The following is a 16,597-nucleotide window of genomic DNA, read 5'->3' as shown; positions in this document are numbered from 1 at the left end:
AATTCTGGGCGCCAGAGGCGGGTGCGGCCATGACGATTTCTCCGGGTCTCATGCCTAATCCTCCGGCATGCGGGTTTCGGCGATCGCATTGGCCAGCGGATCTGCGATGATGTTTTCATCCCCTTTTCCGTGAATTTTACGAAGACCTATTCGATGCAGTTGACCCGTCATCTTGATGCCAATGCCCGGCTGGTTTCGTTGATCGAACCGCTGGCGCTGCGCGATGGCTACAGCCAGACCGGCCTGCCCGGTGTGCAGATTTTGCGCGCCAGTTGCGACGTCGCCCGTGGCCCGCATATCTACGAGCCGAGCCTGATGATCATCGCCCAGGGCAGCAAACTGGCGTTCCTCGGCCCACGGACCATGGAATATGGCGCCGGGCATTACCTGATCCAGGCGCTGCCGGTGCCGTTCGAATGCGAAACCTTTGCCTTGCCCGATGCGCCATTGCTCGGTGTGTCGGTGGCGATCGATCGCGTCCTGCTCGGCGAACTGGTGCTGGCCATGGGGCTGGCGCCGGGTCGGCATATTCCGGCGCAGACGCCGGAGTCGATGACCTCGGTGGTGCTCGACGATGGCATGCGCGGTTGTGTCGAACGGCTGCTCAGCTGTCTGCACGATCCGCTGGAATGCCAGATTCTCGGCCCGGCGCGGGTCCGCGAGTTATTGTTCGTCGCGCTGCGCGGGCCGCAAGCGGATGTGTTGCGGGCATTGGTCGAGCAACAAGGGCAATTCGCCCGGGTGGCGGCGTCGATCAGCCATCTGCATGCGCATTACACCGAGCCGCTGAATGTCGAGACACTGGCCAGTTGCGCGAACATGAGCGTGTCGACCTTTCATGAGCATTTCAAGCGCAGCACGCTGTTGTCGCCGGTGCAGTATCTGAAGCGTTTACGCTTGTTGAAGGCGCAGACGCTGCTGGTGGCGGAGGGGCTGGGCGTGGCGCAGGTGGCGCATCGGGTGGGGTATCAGAGCACGTCGCAGTTCAGCCGCGAATACAAGCGCTACTTCGAACGCAGCCCGGGGGAAGAGCGCGCTGCCTGAACCGACGATATTCTCCTGTGGGAGCGAGCCTGCTCGCGAAGGCGGTGTATCAGTCGACATCATTTTCATATGACACACCGCTTTCGCGAGCAGGCTCGCTCCCACAGTTGTCTTGTGGTGGCAGAGGAATTTTGGGCAACAAAAAGGCCCCCATGTCGGGAGCCTTGTTGTTCAGCGTTTCGACTTACATGTTCGGGTAAGTCGGGCCGCCGGCGCCTTCCGGCGCGACCCAGGTGATGTTCTGCGCAGGGTCCTTGATGTCACAGGTCTTGCAGTGCACGCAGTTCTGGGCGTTGATCTGGAAACGCTTCTCGCCGTCTTCCTTGGTGATCACTTCGTATACGCCGGCCGGGCAGTAACGCTGCGCCGGTTCGTCGTACAGCGGCAGGTTTTTGCTGATCGGGATGCTCGGATCGGTCAGCTTCAAGTGGCACGGCTGCTCTTCTTCGTGGTTGGTACCGGAGATGAACACCGAGCTGAGTTTGTCGAAACTCAGTTTGCCGTCAGGTTTCGGGTAATCGATCTTCTTGCAGTCGGCCGCGAGCTTGAGGCAGGCGTAATCCGGCTTGGTGTCGCGCAGGGTGAACGGCAGTTTGCCGCCGAAGATGTTCTGGTCCAGCCAGTTGAAACCACCGCCGATGATCGCGCCGTACTTGTGAATCGCCGGGCCGAAGTTACGGCTGGCGAATAATTCTTCATGCAGCCAGCTGTTCTTGAACGCGTCGACGTAAGTGGTCAGTTCGACGGTGCAATCCTGCTCGGCGAACAGCGCATCTGCCACCGATTCCGCCGCGAGCATGCCGGACTTCATCGCGGTGTGGCTGCCTTTGATCTTGGCGAAGTTCAGGGTGCCGAGGTCGCAACCGATCAGCGCGCCGCCCTTGAAGACCATTTTCGGCAGCGAGTTCAGGCCGCCCTTGGCGATGGCGCGGGCGCCGTAGCTGACGCGCTTGCCGCCTTCCAGATATTGCTTGAGCACCGGGTGATGCTTGAGGCGCTGGAACTCATCGAACGGCGACAGGTAAGTGTTGCTGTAGGACAGGTCGACGATCAGACCGACCACCACCTGATTGTTTTCCAGGTGATAGAGGAACGAGCCGCCGGTGTTCTCGGTGCCCATGATGTCCAGCGGCCAGCCGGCGGTGTGCACCACCAGGCCTGGCTGATGCTTGGCCGGGTCGATTTCCCAGATTTCTTTCAGGCCGATGCCGTAGTGCTGAACGTCGGCATCGCTGTCGAGGTTGTAGCGTTTGATCAGTTGCTTGCCGATGTGGCCACGGCAGCCTTCGGCGAACAGCGTGTACTTGCCACGCAGTTCCATGCCCGGGGTGTACAGGCCTTCTTTCGGATGGCCTTCACGGTCGACGCCCAGATCACCGGTGATGATCCCGCGCACCACACCGCTTTCATCGATCAGCGCTTCCTGAGCGGCGAAGCCAGGGTAGATTTCCACACCGAGGTTTTCCGCCTGCTGAGCCAGCCAGCGGCACAGGTTGCCCAGGGAGATGATGTAGTTGCCTTCGTTGTGCATGGTCTTGGGCACAAAGAAGTCAGGAATCTTCTGCGCGCTGTCAGCGTTTTTCAGCACGAAAATGTCATCCCGTGTGACGGGCGTGTTCAGCGGCGCGCCGAGCTCTTTCCAGTCCGGGAACAGTTCGTTCAGGGCGCGGGGTTCGAATACCGCACCGGAAAGGATGTGTGCACCGACTTCGGAGCCTTTTTCGACCACGCAGACGCTGATTTCCTTACCGGCGTCAGCGGCCTTCTGCTTCAAGCGGCAGGCGGCGGACAGACCAGCGGGGCCGGCACCGACGATGACGACGTCGAATTCCATGTATTCGCGTTCCACAGGCTATCTCCTACTCAAGGCTCAACAGTTTTTTTTCTAATATGGAGGTTTGATCTCGCATCCGTATTGCCTTTACGTTAACGTCAAAGGGAATATTGGCGAATCCACCTTTCTCTCTAGGCGGCGCATTATATCTACACCACTCCGAGCGTCCAATACAAACGTTTGTTTGAATCGCCTCCAGCCCTGATAAATCAAAGAAGCGCGGCTTATGACAGGGCATTTTGGCGTATTGACCAGAATGGGCGTTCCGGTCAAGATACGGGCGGTTTTGCGCTCGCCGTAGGCAGACTGGCGGTTTCAAGAGCACCTCTAAAGACAGGGCACAGGCAGTAGACGGTGATGCGCAGCGCAAGTCCGGCGCGCAGTTTACACAGCGTGAGAATGAATGACCCGGCAGTCACCCCTGACGAACGGTCACCTCCCTTCGCGAAGTGAATCACCTCACATTCAAGCCGGCGTTTTTAGAGGTGCCCTTGTCGCCCGATGAGCATCATCCGCCAGGTTCGCCTAGGCGACTTTCTTTTCACCGGAGAGTAACGAGGAATCCATGAAGGTTCTTGTAGCTGTCAAACGCGTTGTGGATTACAACGTCAAGGTCCGCGTCAAGGCGGACAATTCCGGCGTCGACCTCGCCAACGTCAAGATGTCGATGAACCCATTCTGCGAAATCGCCGTGGAAGAAGCCGTACGCCTGAAAGAGAAGGGCGTTGCGACTGAAATCGTCGTCGTCTCCATCGGCCCGACCACCGCTCAGGAGCAGCTGCGTACCGCACTGGCTCTGGGTGCCGATCGCGCCATCCTCGTCGAATCCGCTGAAGACCTGACCTCGCTGGCCGTGGCCAAGCTGCTCAAGGCTGTCGTCGACAAGGAGCAGCCGCAGCTGGTGATTCTTGGCAAACAGGCGATCGACAGCGACAACAACCAGACCGGCCAGATGCTCGGGGCACTGAGCGGCTACGGTCAGGGCACCTTCGCTTCGAAAGTCGAAGTCTCTGGCGACAGCGTTGCCGTGACCCGCGAAATCGACGGCGGCGCGCAGACCGTTTCGCTGAAACTGCCGGCCATCGTCACCACCGACCTGCGTTTGAACGAGCCGCGCTACGCGTCCCTGCCAAACATCATGAAAGCCAAGAAGAAGCCTCTCGAAGTGCTGACTCCGGACGCTTTGGGCGTTTCCACCGCCTCCACCAACAAGACCCTGAAAGTCGAAGCGCCGGCTGCACGCAGCGCGGGCATCAAGGTCAAGTCGGTGGCTGAACTGGTTGAAAAACTCAAGAACGAAGCGAAGGTAATCTAAATGACTATCTTGGTTATTGCTGAACACGACAACAAAGTGCTGGCCCCGGCCACGCTGAACACCGTGGCCGCTGCTGCCAAAATCGGCGGCGACATCCACGTTCTGGTAGCAGGTCAGGGCGCTGGTCCGGTGGCTGAAGCCGCAGCGAAAATCGCTGGCGTGAGCAAAGTCCTCAACGCTGACAATGCCGCCTACGCGCATCAGTTGCCGGAAAACGTTGCTCCGCTGGTTGCAGAGCTGGGCGCTGGCTACAGCCACATCCTCGCTGCCGCGACCTCCAACGGCAAAAACATCCTGCCGCGCGTTGCTGCTGCGCTGGACGTTGACCAGATCTCCGAGATCATCTCGGTCGAAAGCGCTGACACTTTCAAGCGCCCGATCTACGCCGGTAACGCCATCGCCACCGTGCAATCGACCGCCGCGATCAAAGTGATCACCGTGCGTGCCACCGGTTTCGATCCGGTTGCTGCTGAAGGTGGTTCGGCTGCCGTTGAAGCCGTTGGCGCTGCGCACGACGCCGGTACTTCGAGCTTCGTCAGCGAAGAGCTGGCCAAGTCCGACCGTCCTGAGCTGACCGCTGCCAAGATCGTCGTTTCCGGCGGTCGCGGCATGCAGAACGGTGACAACTTCAAACACCTGTACGCGCTGGCCGACAAGCTCGGCGCTGCTGTGGGCGCCTCGCGCGCTGCGGTCGACGCAGGTTTCGTACCGAACGACATGCAGGTCGGTCAGACCGGCAAGATCGTTGCGCCACAGCTGTACATCGCCGTCGGTATCTCCGGCGCGATCCAGCATCTGGCCGGCATGAAAGACTCCAAGGTGATCGTTGCGATCAACAAGGACGAAGAAGCGCCGATCTTCCAGGTGGCCGATTACGGTCTCGTGGCGGATCTGTTCGAAGCAGTACCTGAGCTGGAGAAGCTGGTCTAATCCGGCGGCTTCACTTATAAAGAGCCCGGCCTGTTGGTCGGGCTTTTTTTTGTCTCGAATTTCAAGCGGGAGCGTTTTGCCATGGATCTGCGCTGCGGATGGTTGTTGGGATGGTTGCTGTTGCCAGGTTTGGCCTTGGCCGCTGGCAAGTGCGAGCGCCTGGTCGTCACCGGCAGCCCGGACGCGCCGCCCTACTTGTGGCAGGACCCGCAAAACCCCAAGCGCCTGATCGGCGCCAGTGCTGACTTGTTGCAGCAAGTGGCCAAAGATCTGGGCATCAAAGTCGACCTGCTCTACGCCGGCAAACGCTCACAGGCCCTCGATGAAGTGCGCAGCGGGCGCATGGACATGCTGGCCGACGCGCCGCTGACCGTGACTGAGCTGGAAAACCTTGACTTCATTCATCCGCCACTGCTGGAAAACGATTACCTGGTGTGGACGCGCAAAGGCTCGACGCTGACCTATGCCGAGGCCAGCGACCTGAAAGGCCATGCCGGCGCGGTGTCGGAAAAGTCGCGGATGACTCAGGCATTCGGCACTTTCGCCGAGCAGAATCTGACCCTGACCCGCACAGCCAACCTTACCGAGGCACTACAGAAGTTGCTGTTGGGCGAGGTGGAATATGTCCTCGCCGGACGTTACTCAGGCTTGGCCGCCGCTCAGACATTGGGCATGACCAGCGATCTGTTGGCGTTCGAACAACCCATCGACCGGCCGGGTCTGTTCCTAGCGGTTTCGCATAACTCGGCCTGCAACGATCCGTGGTTGCGCGGACAGCTCGCCAAAAAGATGACAGAATTGCCCGCGTCCGGACTGACGGAAGCCGCGCTGCAACGCAACATCGAGCGCTGGAAGGCGCAACAGCAACAGCCGCCACTACCTGTCAGTGCCCCAAAACAGTAGGGATTCTTAGTGAGTATTCGACCTCTTTTCGCGGCAGTGGCCGTTCTGGCCCTGGCCGGGTGCGCATCCGATCCGGCACCCAGTGAACAAATGCGTTTGACCGAACAAGCCATCGTGCAGGCCAAGGCAGTCGGCGCTACCGCTGATGAAGTGCCGGAAATGCAGCTGGCCGAAACAAAATACAACCGCGCCAAAGGCAGCATGGCCGACGAGTCCTATCGCAACGCGCGCATGCGTGCCGAGCAGGCTGAACTGGATGCACGTCTGGCCGAGGCCAAGGTGCTGACGAAAAAAAGTGAAGAACAGCTGAATGTGCTCAATACCCGCATTGTCCGCCTGCGCAAGCAGCTGCAACTGGGGGAAGCACAATGAGCCTCAAGTCCAATGCTCTCGGCATTCTGCTCCTCGCCGGTTGCGCTAGCCTCTACGGCTGCGCCGGCCAGCACAGCGAGGCGGCGCTGCAACAGGCCGGCGCTGATTTCCAGAAGGTCAAGGAAGATTCCAACGTGCTGCGCATCGCGCCGAAGGACGTGATCCGTGCTGGCGAATCCCTGGCCCGCGCCGATCGGCTGTCGACCTATTGGGGCAGCGGTGCCGACGTGGTGCATTACGCCTACCTGAGTCAGCGCTACAGCGAAATCGCTCGCGAGCATACCAATCAGGCGCTTAACGAGGCGCGCGCCGCCAAGCTCGAGCTTGAGCGCCAGCGTCTGCAACTGGCCCTGCGCGAATCGAAACTGCTCAGCGTGCAGCAACAAGGCAAGTGGCTGGAGGAACAAATCGTCGCGCTGGCCACCACGCAGACCGATCGCGGCCTGGTGATGACCCTCGGCGACGTGTTGTTCGACACCGGCCAGGCGGAACTGAAAAACTCGGCCAACCGCGTCGTGCTGAAGATCGTCCAGTTCCTGCAACTGAACCCCAAGCGCGTGGTGCGCATTGAGGGTTACACCGACAGCACCGGTGGCCGACAGGAAAACCTCAAACTGTCCCGCGATCGTGCGCAATCGGTGGCTGACGTGCTGGTCGATCTGGGTATCGACGAAAAACGCATTCAGGTCGAAGGTTACGGCGACCAGTTTCCGGTCGACGCCAACGCCTCCGAGCGTGGACGGGCGCAGAACCGCCGCGTAGAAATCGTGTTTTCTGACGAAAAAGGCCAGCTCGGCGCCGCCCGCTAAGGGCTGCGTCTCTGGAAAGCCCGGGCTGTCATGCAGTGCCGGGCTTTTTTGTGTCTGTCGATTGCCGCGCAAAACCGTACAGATGGGGCAGACACCGCACTGTACGGTCGAGTAATCTGGCAACTGTCCCAGTACACTTCTAAACTGTTCCGGTATTGTTTCAGACAAGAATAAAACGCCCGTGAAATCGAGTGCTGCGTCATGACCAATCTCTTGCTCTACCAACGTATTGCTCAGCAACTGGCCGAAGACATCCGCCGTGGTGTCTATCAACCGGGGGAGCGCGTGCCTTCGGTGCGCAAGATGAGTTCGCAGCTCAACGTCAGCCATGCGACGGTGTTGCAGGCTTACGCCAACCTTGAGGATCAGGGCCTGATCCGCGCCCGGCCACAGTCGGGTTACTACGTACACCAGACCCCGGCGCTGACCGCGCCGACGCCGGACATTGCCCGGGTCGAACGGCCGGGGCTGGTGACGCGCAGCAGCATCATTCAGCAGGTATTGGTCGAATCCCGCCGCGAAGGCGTGTTTCCGCTGGGCGCTGCGGTGCCGAGTGTCGATTATCTGCCGGTGCGCGCGCTGCATCAGCAATTGGCCAAGGTCACCCGCTTCCACAGCCCTCGGGCGTTCAGCTACATGTTCAGCCCCGGCTTCGAACCGCTGCGCCGGCAAGTGGCGATCCGCATGCGTGACGCTGGCGTGGTGGTCGATCCATCGGAAGTGGTGATCACCCACGGCTGTGTCGACGCCTTGCAGATGTCGTTGCGCGTGCTGACCCGGCCGGGCGATCTGATCGCTGCCGAATCGCCGACCTATTACGGCCTGCTGCAACTGGCCGATCTGCTCGGCCTGAAAGTCATCGAAATCCCCAGCGATCCCGCCACCGGCATGAGCCTGGAAGCCTTGCAACTGGCCGCCAACCAATGGTCGATCAAGGCGTTGGTGCTGACTACGCGCCTGAGCAATCCCCTTGGCGGCACCATGCCGGAAGAGCGGCAGAAACAGTTGTTGCGTCTGGCCTCGGATTTCGACATTCAGATTGTCGAAGACGATATCTACGGCGAACTGATGTTTGAACAGGGCCGCACCAAAGCGCTGAAAGCCTACGACCGCCTGGATCGGGTGATCTACTGCTCGAGCTTCTCCAAAACCCTGTCACCGGGTGTGCGCATCGGCTGGATGATCGCCGGCAAATACCAACAGGAAATCCAGCGCCTGCAAACCTTCAGCACCCATTCGGCGTGCAGCGTTACGCAGATGGCGATTGCCGCGTATCTGGAAAACGGCGGTTATGACCGGCATTTACGCTACATCCGCCAGGAATACCGGAAAAACCTCAGTGCGTTTCAGCTGGCGGTGCAGCAGCATTTCCCGGAGGGCACGCAAATGTCCCGGCCCACGGGCGGTTTCATCCTCTGGGTGAGCTTGCCGGGGCGGGTCAACACTCAGGAATTGCATGTGCGCGCACTGCAACAAGGCATCAGCATCGCGCCGGGGCTGATCTTCAGTAACACCGAGCAGTTCAACCACTGCATCCGCCTTAACTGCGGCATTCCGTGGAATCGCGAAGCGGAGCGGGCGCTGATGACGTTGGGTCTGTTGGCCACCCAACTGTGTCAGGAAACCGCTGGCGGATTCTGAACGGGGAGGGCGCTGAGGCTTGTCATGTGACGCACAACAAGCGAGCATGTGGCCCTCTGCCGTTAGTTCGTTGGGTCCATGAAAGCGATTGTTCCTGCCGCGTGGGTATTGCTGGGTTTGTTGATGATCGGTCAGGCACCGGGTGTCATGGCGGCCGCAGCCCAGGAAAAACCGGCAGCGACCAGTACCACGAACAAAGCCACCAAAACCGCGGCTCCGGCAAAAAAAGCCCAGGCGAAAAAAAACGCCACGGTGAAGAAGCGCCGCCCGGTTGCCTCGAAGTCGAAATCCGCCAGCGAAGTGGCCAAAACCAAATTGCCGCCGGCAAAACTCGATCTCAGCCTGCCCAAGGAAATGGTTGAAGACCTGAAGCCAAAGGGCACCGTGGAGCTGCCCAAACGCGAGGCGATCCTGCCGCAGATGTTTGGCGAAAAAGATAACGGCTTCCAGCTCAACGGCCGCTTGCTCAGCAATGAAATGGAGTTGCAATTGCGCAACGAAGCGCGACGCGATGTGGAAGGCGCAGCGCTGGATTTCGAATTCAAGCAATAGATGCAGCCCTCTGCAACGCGCAGACCAGACGCTTCGTCGGAGACTGCCCGGTCACTTTTACTTATCGTTGAAAAGCCGCTCGTAGCAATTTGAAACAGTCGTTTTAGCGGTTACTCTGTTTCCCGTCTCTTTACACATCGCCCGTCGCGAGGATCTGTTCGTCATGAAATGCCGTGAAGGCTGTGGCGCTTGCTGCATTGCCCCCTCCATCAGTTCGCCGATCCCCGGCATGCCCGATGGCAAGCCCGCTGGCGAACGTTGCGTGCAACTGTCGGTCGATAACCTGTGCAGCATTTTCGGCCGTCCGGAACGTCCGGCTGTGTGCTCGGGCTTCGCTGCGGATGTCGAGGTGTGCGGCAGCAGTTCGGAAGAAGCGATCAGATTGATCGGCTGGTGGGAGCAGATGACGGCGGCGTGATGTGTTCACGAACGGAACTTCAACAATAAGGAATAACACTATGGGTTCGCTGCACCGTATCGCTGTGTTGTGTGGTCTGACTGCCGTACTTGCCACTTCGGTCGCTCAGGCAGAAGACTGGAAAGTGGCAAAGAACGAAGACGGCATCAAGGTTTCCCTGAGCGAGATACCCGGTTCGGACTACAAGTCCTACCAAGGCGTCGCGCTGATGAAAACCACCGTTGCCAAACTGCGCGCCTTGCAGGAAGACGTCTCTGGCGCCTGCGCGTGGATTCACGAATGCAAGAGCCAGAAACTGCTCAAGCACGAAGGCGATCTGAGCTGGACCTATTCGCAATTCAACACGCCATGGCCGGTGACCCCGCGTGATTCGGTGCTGAAGATCACCACCGTTGAAGGTGCCGATGGCAGCCTGACCCGTAATCTTGAAGGCGTACCGACCTATCTGCCGGAAGAAAAAGGCTTCGTGCGGGTCCAGCAAGTCAAAGGCTTCTGGAAGTTCGTGCCTAAAGGCGATCAGGTTGAAGTGACTTACCAGGTGCACACCGAGCCGGGCGGTAGCGTGCCGGCCATGGTCGCCAACAAATTTGTGGTCGATGCGCCATTCAATACCCTGAAAGCGCTGAAAGAACGCGCCGAGAAATAATCAATTCGCTGTAAGCAAAACGCCCCGACCGGTTCGGGGCGTTTTGTTTTGTCTCTAAATTGTATTTCCAGATATGCGTTGCACGAAATTTTCACAAAGTCTCCAAGACAATTCGCCCGCACTTGTTGCCTGCCATAGCACTGCCAACCCTTCGAATGAAAGTCTCGAAGAGCAGGGCAGTAATCAATGGCAATGGTGTGAACGATCGTGCAACATTTGCGCACCGCGCACGCCCCGGGGTCTGGACTGACCAATAGAGGGCCTGGCGCCGCTGTATTTTTGCAACTTCAACTTCCAATGGGTCCTAAAACGACATGGCAAACCCGGACGCCCTGAATCAGCAGCGATCTTCTGCTCGCCTGCTGCAACCGACCGTCAAATCGCATCTGGCCTACACGCTGCTGTGCGCACTGGTCATGATGGTCATGTTTTCCGCGCTGCGCCTCGCGCTGCTGGTCTACAACCGCGAGATGATCCTCGACACCCCAGCCGCGACCTTCCTTGAAGCGTTCGTCAACGGTCTGCGTTTCGACCTGCGCCTGGTGGTCTACCTGTGCATTCCGCTGGTGCTGGCGCTGTTCAGTGCCCGGGCCATGGCCGCGCGCGGTTTCTTCCGTCTGTGGCTGACCGTCGCATCGAGCATCGCGCTGTTCCTCGGCCTGATGGAGATGGACTTCTACCGCGAGTTTCACCAGCGCCTCAATGGTCTGGTGTTCCAGTACGTGAAGGAAGACCCGAAAACCGTAATGAGCATGCTCTGGTACGGTTTCCCGGTGGTGCGCTACGTGCTGGCATGGGTAATCGGCACGGTCATTCTGACCCTGGCGTTCAAAGGCGCCGACCGCGCCACCCGCCCGCGCGGACCGTTCAGCGGCGGCAGCGTCAGCTCCCGTCAGGTTGCGCCGTGGTACACCCGCCTGGCGGTGTTCGTGGTCTGCCTGCTGATCTGCGTCGTCGCCGCTCGCGGTACCCTGCGTCAGGGCCCGCCGATGCGCTGGGGTGACGTCTACACCACCGATTCCAACTTCGCCAACCAGCTCGGCCTCAACGGCACGCTGTCGCTGGTCGCCGCAGCCAAGGCGCGCATGGGCGAAGACCGCGACAACATCTGGAAAGCCACGCTGCCGCAGGAGCAGGCGCAGCAAGTGGTGCGCGACATGCTGCTGATGCCGGACGACAAACTGGTCGATGCCGACATCGCCGCTGTTCGCCGCGACTACATGCCGCCGGCCGACAAGACCCTGCCGATCAAGAACGTCGTGGTGATCCTGATGGAAAGCATGGCCGGTCACTCGGTCGGTGCTTTGGGCGCGCCGGGCAATATCACCCCGTACCTGGACAAGCTGTCGAAGGAAGGTCTGCTGTTCGACCGTTTCTTCTCCAACGGCACCCACACCCACCAGGGCATGTTCGCGACCATGGCCTGCTTCCCCAACCTGCCGGGTTTCGAATACCTGATGCAGACCCCGGAAGGCAGCCACAAACTGTCCGGCCTGCCGCAGCTGCTCAGCGCCCGCGACTATGACGATGTCTACGTCTACAACGGCGACTTCGCCTGGGATAACCAGTCGGGCTTCTTCAGCAACCAGGGCATGACCAACTTCGTTGGCCGCAACGACTTCGTCAATCCGGTGTTCTCCGATCCCACCTGGGGCGTGTCCGACCAGGACATGTTCGATCGTGGCCTGCAGGAATTGAAGGCGCGGGAAAACGGCAAGCCGTTTTACGCATTGCTGCAAACCCTGTCCAACCACACGCCGTACGCCTTGCCGACGCCATTGCCGGTCGAGCGCGTCACTGACCGTGGCAGCCTGAACGAACACCTGACCGCCATGCGCTACTCCGATTGGGCACTCGGCCAGTTCTTCGAGAAGGCGCGCAAAGAGAAGTACTTCAACGAAACCCTGTTCGTCATCGTCGGCGACCACGGCTTCGGCAACGAGCGACAGATCACCGAAATGGACCTGGGCCGCTTCAACGTGCCGATGCTGATGATCGCCCCGGGCATTCAGCAGAAGTTCGGTACCCGCGACCACACCGTGGGTACGCAGATCGACATCGTGCCGACCATCATGGGCCGTCTCGGTGGTGAAGTGCGTCACCAATGCTGGGGCCGCGACCTGCTCAACCTGCCGCAGGGCGACACCGGCTTCGGTGTGATCAAGCCATCGGGCAGCGAGCAGACCACCGCCATCGTCACCGCCGATGAGATTCTGGTGTTGCCGCGTGACAAGGACATGGGCCCGAAAATCTGGAAATATCAGCTGGGCGCCAATCCGCACGCCGAAGTTGTGCCAGACGCGCCGCGCACTGCCGAACTCAAACTCAAACTTGAAGCGTTCCTGCAAACCGCGACCAAGAGCCTGCTCGATAACACCGCCGGTGTCATTCACGGCAAGCCGGACTGATCACTCCTTAAAGTCCACGCAATAAAAAAGAGGCCCTTGCAAAAGGGCCTCTTTTTTTACAGCTTCAAATCGTCATATCTTGCCGAGTAACAACAGCACCAGCAGCACGACCAACACCACGCCGATAATACCCGACGGGCCATAACCCCAACTTCTGGAGTGCGGGAAGACCGGCAGACCACCGATCAGCAACAGGATCAGGATGATGATTAGAATTGTGCCCATGGGTGATTTCCTTGTTCAGAGTCTGGAAGAGTCTTGATGCTCAGTGGGCAGCTGGAGAGCAACTAAATTCCAGCCGGCTTACATGTTCCGACTTGCGCCGGTGAAAAATAATTCAATGTTTTTTTAATGTATTTGGATTGCTCGGTTATTTCCTTTCCAGCAAAAAGATCGCAGCCTCGTTGCACTCGTCAGCTCCTGCATGAGACCAACCGGAAAACAATGACGGCGGGAATCTTTTGATCCTCCATTCAGCAACTGGATGGAGCGTGGGTGAACGAAGTTCCTTCGCTACACTCGGCGCATCTTTCCCGGAACAACAAGGCTGTCCGCTATGCAAAATCGCATGATGATCACTGGTGCAGGCTCAGGCCTGGGTCGCGAAATCGCCCTGCGCTGGGCCCGTGAAGGCTGGCGGCTGGCCTTGTCCGATGTCAGTGAACCCGGCCTGCAGGAAACCCTGAAACTGGTGCGCGAGGCGGGTGGTGACGGCTTCATCCAGCGCTGCGACGTGCGTGATTACAGCCAGCTCACCGCCTTCGCCCAGGCCTGCGAAGAGAAGCTCGGCGGCATCGACATCATCGTCAACAATGCCGGCGTCGCCTCGGGCGGATTCTTCAGCGAGTTGTCGCTGGAAGACTGGGACTGGCAGATCGCGATCAACCTGATGGGTGTGGTCAAGGGCTGCAAGGCGTTCCTGCCGCTGCTGGAACAGAGCAAGGGCAAGATCATCAACATCGCCTCCATGGCCGCGTTGATGCAAGGCCCGGCAATGAGCAACTACAACGTGGCCAAGGCCGGCGTAGTGGCGTTGTCGGAAAGTCTGCTGATCGAACTGGCGCAGCAGGAAGTGGCGGTGCATGTGGTTTGCCCATCGTTCTTCCAGACCAACTTGCTCGATTCTTTCCGCGGCCCGACCCCGGCCATGAAAGCCCAGGTCGGCAAGTTGCTGGAAAGTTCGCCAATCAGTGCCGCCGACATCGCTGACTACATCTATCAGCAAGTCGCCGCCGGTGAGTTCATGATCCTGCCCCACGAACAAGGGCGCATGGCCTGGGCGCTGAAACAGAAGAATCCGCAACTGCTCTACAACGAAATGACTTCCATGGCCGAGAAAATGCGCGCCAAGGCCAAACAAAACAACGCTTGATCTTGTTCGATTCCTGCCGCGTCGTTAGGGTGGCCGCCACGGTCACCCTGTCGAGACGCCTCCATGCTCAATTACTTGTGGTTCTTCCTTGCGGCGCTGTTTGAAATCGCCGGCTGTTTTGCCTTCTACATGTGGCTGCGCCAAGGCAAGAGTGCGTTGTGGGTGATTCCCGCGTTGCTCAGCCTGACCCTGTTCGCGCTGTTGCTGACCCGTGTTGAAGCGGCCTACGCCGGGCGCGCCTATGCCGCGTATGGCGGGATCTACATCGTTGCTTCGATTGGCTGGCTGGCGGTGGTCGAGCGGGTGCGTCCGCTGGGCTCGGACTGGATTGGCATGGCGCTGTGCGTGGTCGGTGCCAGCATCATTCTGTTCGGGCCGCGCTTTTCCGCTGCCTGAGGCGTTTGTGCGAAGCGTCTGACAGCTGCGGGCGTGGGCAGCTGTAGGGCAAGACTGATTTGCTCGTCGTGGATTGTGAAGACGCTGTAAGCCGCGCATCTTCAGGGTTTGCCAGTCCTGAAGGATGAATCCCATGCTTGTACTCAGCCGTGTGGTCGGTGAGTTGATTTCAATCGGAGACGACATCACCCTGCGTGTTCTGTCGGTCAACGGCTCCAGCGTGCGCTTCGGCGTCGAGGCGCCGAAAAAGGTCCATGTACACCGCGCCGAGGTCTATGACCGGATCAAGCGCAAGGAGGCCGCAGCAAAGGCTGGCTGACGGCTTCAGTCGAACAAATGCTTGGGTACGTCGTGCTTGAGCATCAGCTGGCACTGTTCGCTTTCCGGGTCGAACACGATCAATGCCTGGCCTTTGGTCAGTGCCTGACGCACGCGCAGGACGCGGGTTTCCAGCGGGGTGTCATCGCCGTTGTCGGTACCGTCGCGGGTGACGAAATCCTCGATAAGGCGGGTGAGGGTGTCGACTTCAAGCGCGTCGTGGGGAATGAGCATGGGCACCTCGGTCAAATCGATGTCGGGATGCTACGGGGATTGGGTTTCGTCTGCCAGTTCTGTATTGGCCGTGCCGGGCAATTCGCGAGCAGGCTCGCTCCCACATTTGAAATGCGATCCCTGTGGGAGCGAGCCTGCTCGCGAAGGCGGTTAACTGTTCACCGAAGGCTCAACTGTCAGAACGCTGCCCCACCAGACTGTCCACCGGCGGCACGCGGGTTTCGCTTTCCATCTGCGTGTCATGCTCGATCTGATGGCTGAAGCGATCCAGTGAAGCATTGGCCGGTGCCGCGTCGCTGGCAAAGACCGGCGGGCTGAGGATGTACGCACCGAGCAAACGGCTGAGCGCTGCCAGACTGTCGATGTGCGTACGCTCGTAGCCGTGGGTGGCATCGCAGCCGAAAGCGAGCAGGGCGGTGCGGATGTCGTGGCCGGCGGTGACCGCCGAGTGCGCATCGCTGAAGTAATAGCGGAACATGTCACGTCGCACCGGCAATTCGTGTTCATCGGCCAGACGCAACAGATGCCGCGACAGGTGATAGTCATACGGCCCGCCCGAATCCTGCATCGCCACGCTCACGGCGTGTTCGCTCGAGTGCTGGCCGGGGGCGACCGGTGCGATGTCGATGCCGACAAACTCGCTGACGTCCCACGGCAATGCCGCCGCTGCACCGCTTCCGGTCTCTTCGGTGATGGTGAACAGCGGATGGCAATCGATGTTCAGTTCCTGGCCGCTGTCGACAATCGCCTTCAGAGCAGCGAGCAATGCGGCAACACCGGCCTTGTCGTCGAGGTGGCGGGCGCTGATATGGCCGCTTTCGGTGAACTCGGGCAGCGGATCGAAGGCCACCACGTCGCCGACATGAATGCCCAGCGACTCGCAATCGGCCTTGGTCGTGCAGTAGGCGTCCAGACGCAGCTCGACATGGTCCCAACTGATCGGCATTTCATCGACCTGGGTGTTGAACGCATGCCCGGACGCCATCAGCGGCAACACGCTGCCGCGAATCACCCCAGTGTCGGTAAACAGGCTGACCCGGCTGCCCTCGGCAAAACGGCTCGACCAGCAACCAACCGGCGCGAGGGTCAGGCGACCGTTGTCTTTCACCGCACGCACGGCGGCGCCGATGGTGTCCAGGTGCGCAGACACCGCGCGGTCAGGGCTGCTCTTTTTGCCCTTCAAGGTCGCGCGGATGGTGCCGCGCCGAGTCATTTCGAACGGAATGCCCAGCTCTTCAAGACGCTCGGCGACATAGCGCACGATGGTGTCGGTGAACCCGGTAGGGCTGGGAATGGCGAGCATTTCCAGCAGGACTTTTTGCAGGTAAGCCAGATCCGGTTCAGGGATTTGTGTGGTCATGGTCATGGAAACTCCTGATGGGTTGAGCACTGATCGTTCCCACGC

The 16,597-nt window shown here is 59.7% G+C and carries 18 protein-coding genes; 14 read left to right on the top strand and 4 right to left on the bottom strand.

The genetic code is table 11. From position 1 onward, the window contains the following. Positions 1-153: 153 nt before the first annotated feature. Positions 154-1,044 carry an AraC family transcriptional regulator gene (locus ACYSTU_RS23260; RefSeq protein ID WP_024013897.1) on the top strand — a complete coding sequence of 297 codons (891 nt, stop codon included), beginning with the start codon at positions 154-156 and terminating at the stop codon, positions 1,042-1,044. 184 nt (positions 1,045-1,228) lie between these two features. Here the strand turns inward: ACYSTU_RS23260 and ACYSTU_RS23255 are convergent, their stop codons facing one another. After that, complete coding sequence (locus ACYSTU_RS23255; RefSeq protein ID WP_499001844.1) at positions 1,229-2,893, bottom strand: electron transfer flavoprotein-ubiquinone oxidoreductase; 1,665 nt, start codon at positions 2,891-2,893, stop codon at positions 1,229-1,231. Between the two features lie 550 nt (positions 2,894-3,443). On the opposite strand from ACYSTU_RS23255, the gene ACYSTU_RS23250 reads away from it, so the two are divergent. The 10 genes from ACYSTU_RS23250 to ACYSTU_RS23205 all read left to right on the top strand — a co-directional run bounded on the left by ACYSTU_RS23250 (position 3,444) and on the right by ACYSTU_RS23205 (position 12,872). Next, entirely contained in the window at positions 3,444-4,193 is a 750-nt protein-coding gene (locus ACYSTU_RS23250; RefSeq protein WP_499001843.1) for an electron transfer flavoprotein subunit beta/FixA family protein, read from the top strand. Then, positions 4,194-5,123, top strand: coding sequence for an electron transfer flavoprotein subunit alpha/FixB family protein (locus tag ACYSTU_RS23245; protein WP_016770954.1), 930 nt, complete (start codon positions 4,194-4,196; stop codon positions 5,121-5,123). Between the two features lie 81 nt (positions 5,124-5,204). Beyond that, on the top strand, positions 5,205-6,026 hold the full coding sequence (locus ACYSTU_RS23240; protein WP_024013895.1) for a substrate-binding periplasmic protein: 822 nt from the start codon (positions 5,205-5,207) through the stop codon (positions 6,024-6,026). Positions 6,027-6,035: 9 nt separating this feature from the next. Beyond that, on the top strand, positions 6,036-6,398 hold the full coding sequence (locus ACYSTU_RS23235; RefSeq protein WP_038860459.1) for a DUF4398 domain-containing protein: 363 nt from the start codon (positions 6,036-6,038) through the stop codon (positions 6,396-6,398). Beyond that, positions 6,395-7,207, top strand: a complete 813-nt coding sequence (locus ACYSTU_RS23230; protein WP_499001839.1) for an OmpA family protein — start codon at positions 6,395-6,397, stop codon at positions 7,205-7,207. Before ACYSTU_RS23235 ends, ACYSTU_RS23230 begins: the two co-directional genes overlap by 4 nt. Before the next feature lie 201 nt (positions 7,208-7,408). After that, a complete protein-coding gene (locus tag ACYSTU_RS23225; RefSeq protein WP_024013893.1) occupies positions 7,409-8,848 on the top strand; it encodes an aminotransferase-like domain-containing protein in 1,440 nt (479 codons plus the stop codon). Positions 8,849-8,926: 78 nt separating this feature from the next. Further along, positions 8,927-9,400: a hypothetical protein gene (locus tag ACYSTU_RS23220; RefSeq protein ID WP_016770950.1), complete on the top strand. Its 474-nt coding sequence runs from the start codon at positions 8,927-8,929 to the stop codon at positions 9,398-9,400. 163 nt (positions 9,401-9,563) lie between these two features. Then, positions 9,564-9,818, top strand: coding sequence for a YkgJ family cysteine cluster protein (locus tag ACYSTU_RS23215; RefSeq protein ID WP_016770949.1), 255 nt, complete (start codon positions 9,564-9,566; stop codon positions 9,816-9,818). Positions 9,819-9,858: 40 nt separating this feature from the next. Beyond that, positions 9,859-10,464, top strand: coding sequence for an START domain-containing protein (locus ACYSTU_RS23210; protein WP_016770733.1), 606 nt, complete (start codon positions 9,859-9,861; stop codon positions 10,462-10,464). Positions 10,465-10,778: 314 nt separating this feature from the next. Next, a complete protein-coding gene (locus ACYSTU_RS23205; protein ID WP_056788312.1) occupies positions 10,779-12,872 on the top strand; it encodes an LTA synthase family protein in 2,094 nt (697 codons plus the stop codon). 72 nt (positions 12,873-12,944) lie between these two features. On the opposite strand, the gene ACYSTU_RS23200 is transcribed toward ACYSTU_RS23205, so the two are convergent. Continuing rightward, on the bottom strand, positions 12,945-13,097 hold the full coding sequence (locus ACYSTU_RS23200) for a DUF3309 family protein (RefSeq protein WP_003183939.1): 153 nt from the start codon (positions 13,095-13,097) through the stop codon (positions 12,945-12,947). A 331-nt stretch (positions 13,098-13,428) separates the two neighbouring features. On the opposite strand from ACYSTU_RS23200, the gene ACYSTU_RS23195 reads away from it, so the two are divergent. The 3 genes from ACYSTU_RS23195 to csrA all read left to right on the top strand — a co-directional run bounded on the left by ACYSTU_RS23195 (position 13,429) and on the right by csrA (position 14,959). Further along, positions 13,429-14,244, top strand: coding sequence for an SDR family oxidoreductase (locus ACYSTU_RS23195; protein WP_101156344.1), 816 nt, complete (start codon positions 13,429-13,431; stop codon positions 14,242-14,244). Between the two features lie 63 nt (positions 14,245-14,307). Further along, a complete protein-coding gene (locus tag ACYSTU_RS23190) occupies positions 14,308-14,640 on the top strand; it encodes a YnfA family protein (RefSeq protein WP_016770946.1) in 333 nt (110 codons plus the stop codon). A 133-nt stretch (positions 14,641-14,773) separates the two neighbouring features. After that, positions 14,774-14,959, top strand: coding sequence for a carbon storage regulator CsrA (gene csrA, locus ACYSTU_RS23185; protein ID WP_024013891.1), 186 nt, complete (start codon positions 14,774-14,776; stop codon positions 14,957-14,959). 5 nt (positions 14,960-14,964) lie between these two features. Here csrA and ACYSTU_RS23180 read toward each other — a convergent pair whose 3' ends face one another. Both ACYSTU_RS23180 and ACYSTU_RS23175 read right to left on the bottom strand, forming a co-directional pair. Next, a complete protein-coding gene (locus ACYSTU_RS23180; RefSeq protein ID WP_003172962.1) occupies positions 14,965-15,192 on the bottom strand; it encodes a YheU family protein in 228 nt (75 codons plus the stop codon). Positions 15,193-15,361: 169 nt separating this feature from the next. After that, positions 15,362-16,552 (bottom strand): osmoprotectant NAGGN system M42 family peptidase, encoded by a 1,191-nt coding sequence (locus tag ACYSTU_RS23175; RefSeq protein WP_024013890.1) that lies wholly within the window; start codon positions 16,550-16,552, stop codon positions 15,362-15,364. Positions 16,553-16,597 lie beyond the last annotated feature (45 nt).

It is taken from the genome of Pseudomonas glycinis, assembly GCF_054871425.1.
The sequence above is the reverse complement of the archived record's forward strand: the minus strand, read 5'-3'. Positions and strand labels throughout refer to the sequence as shown.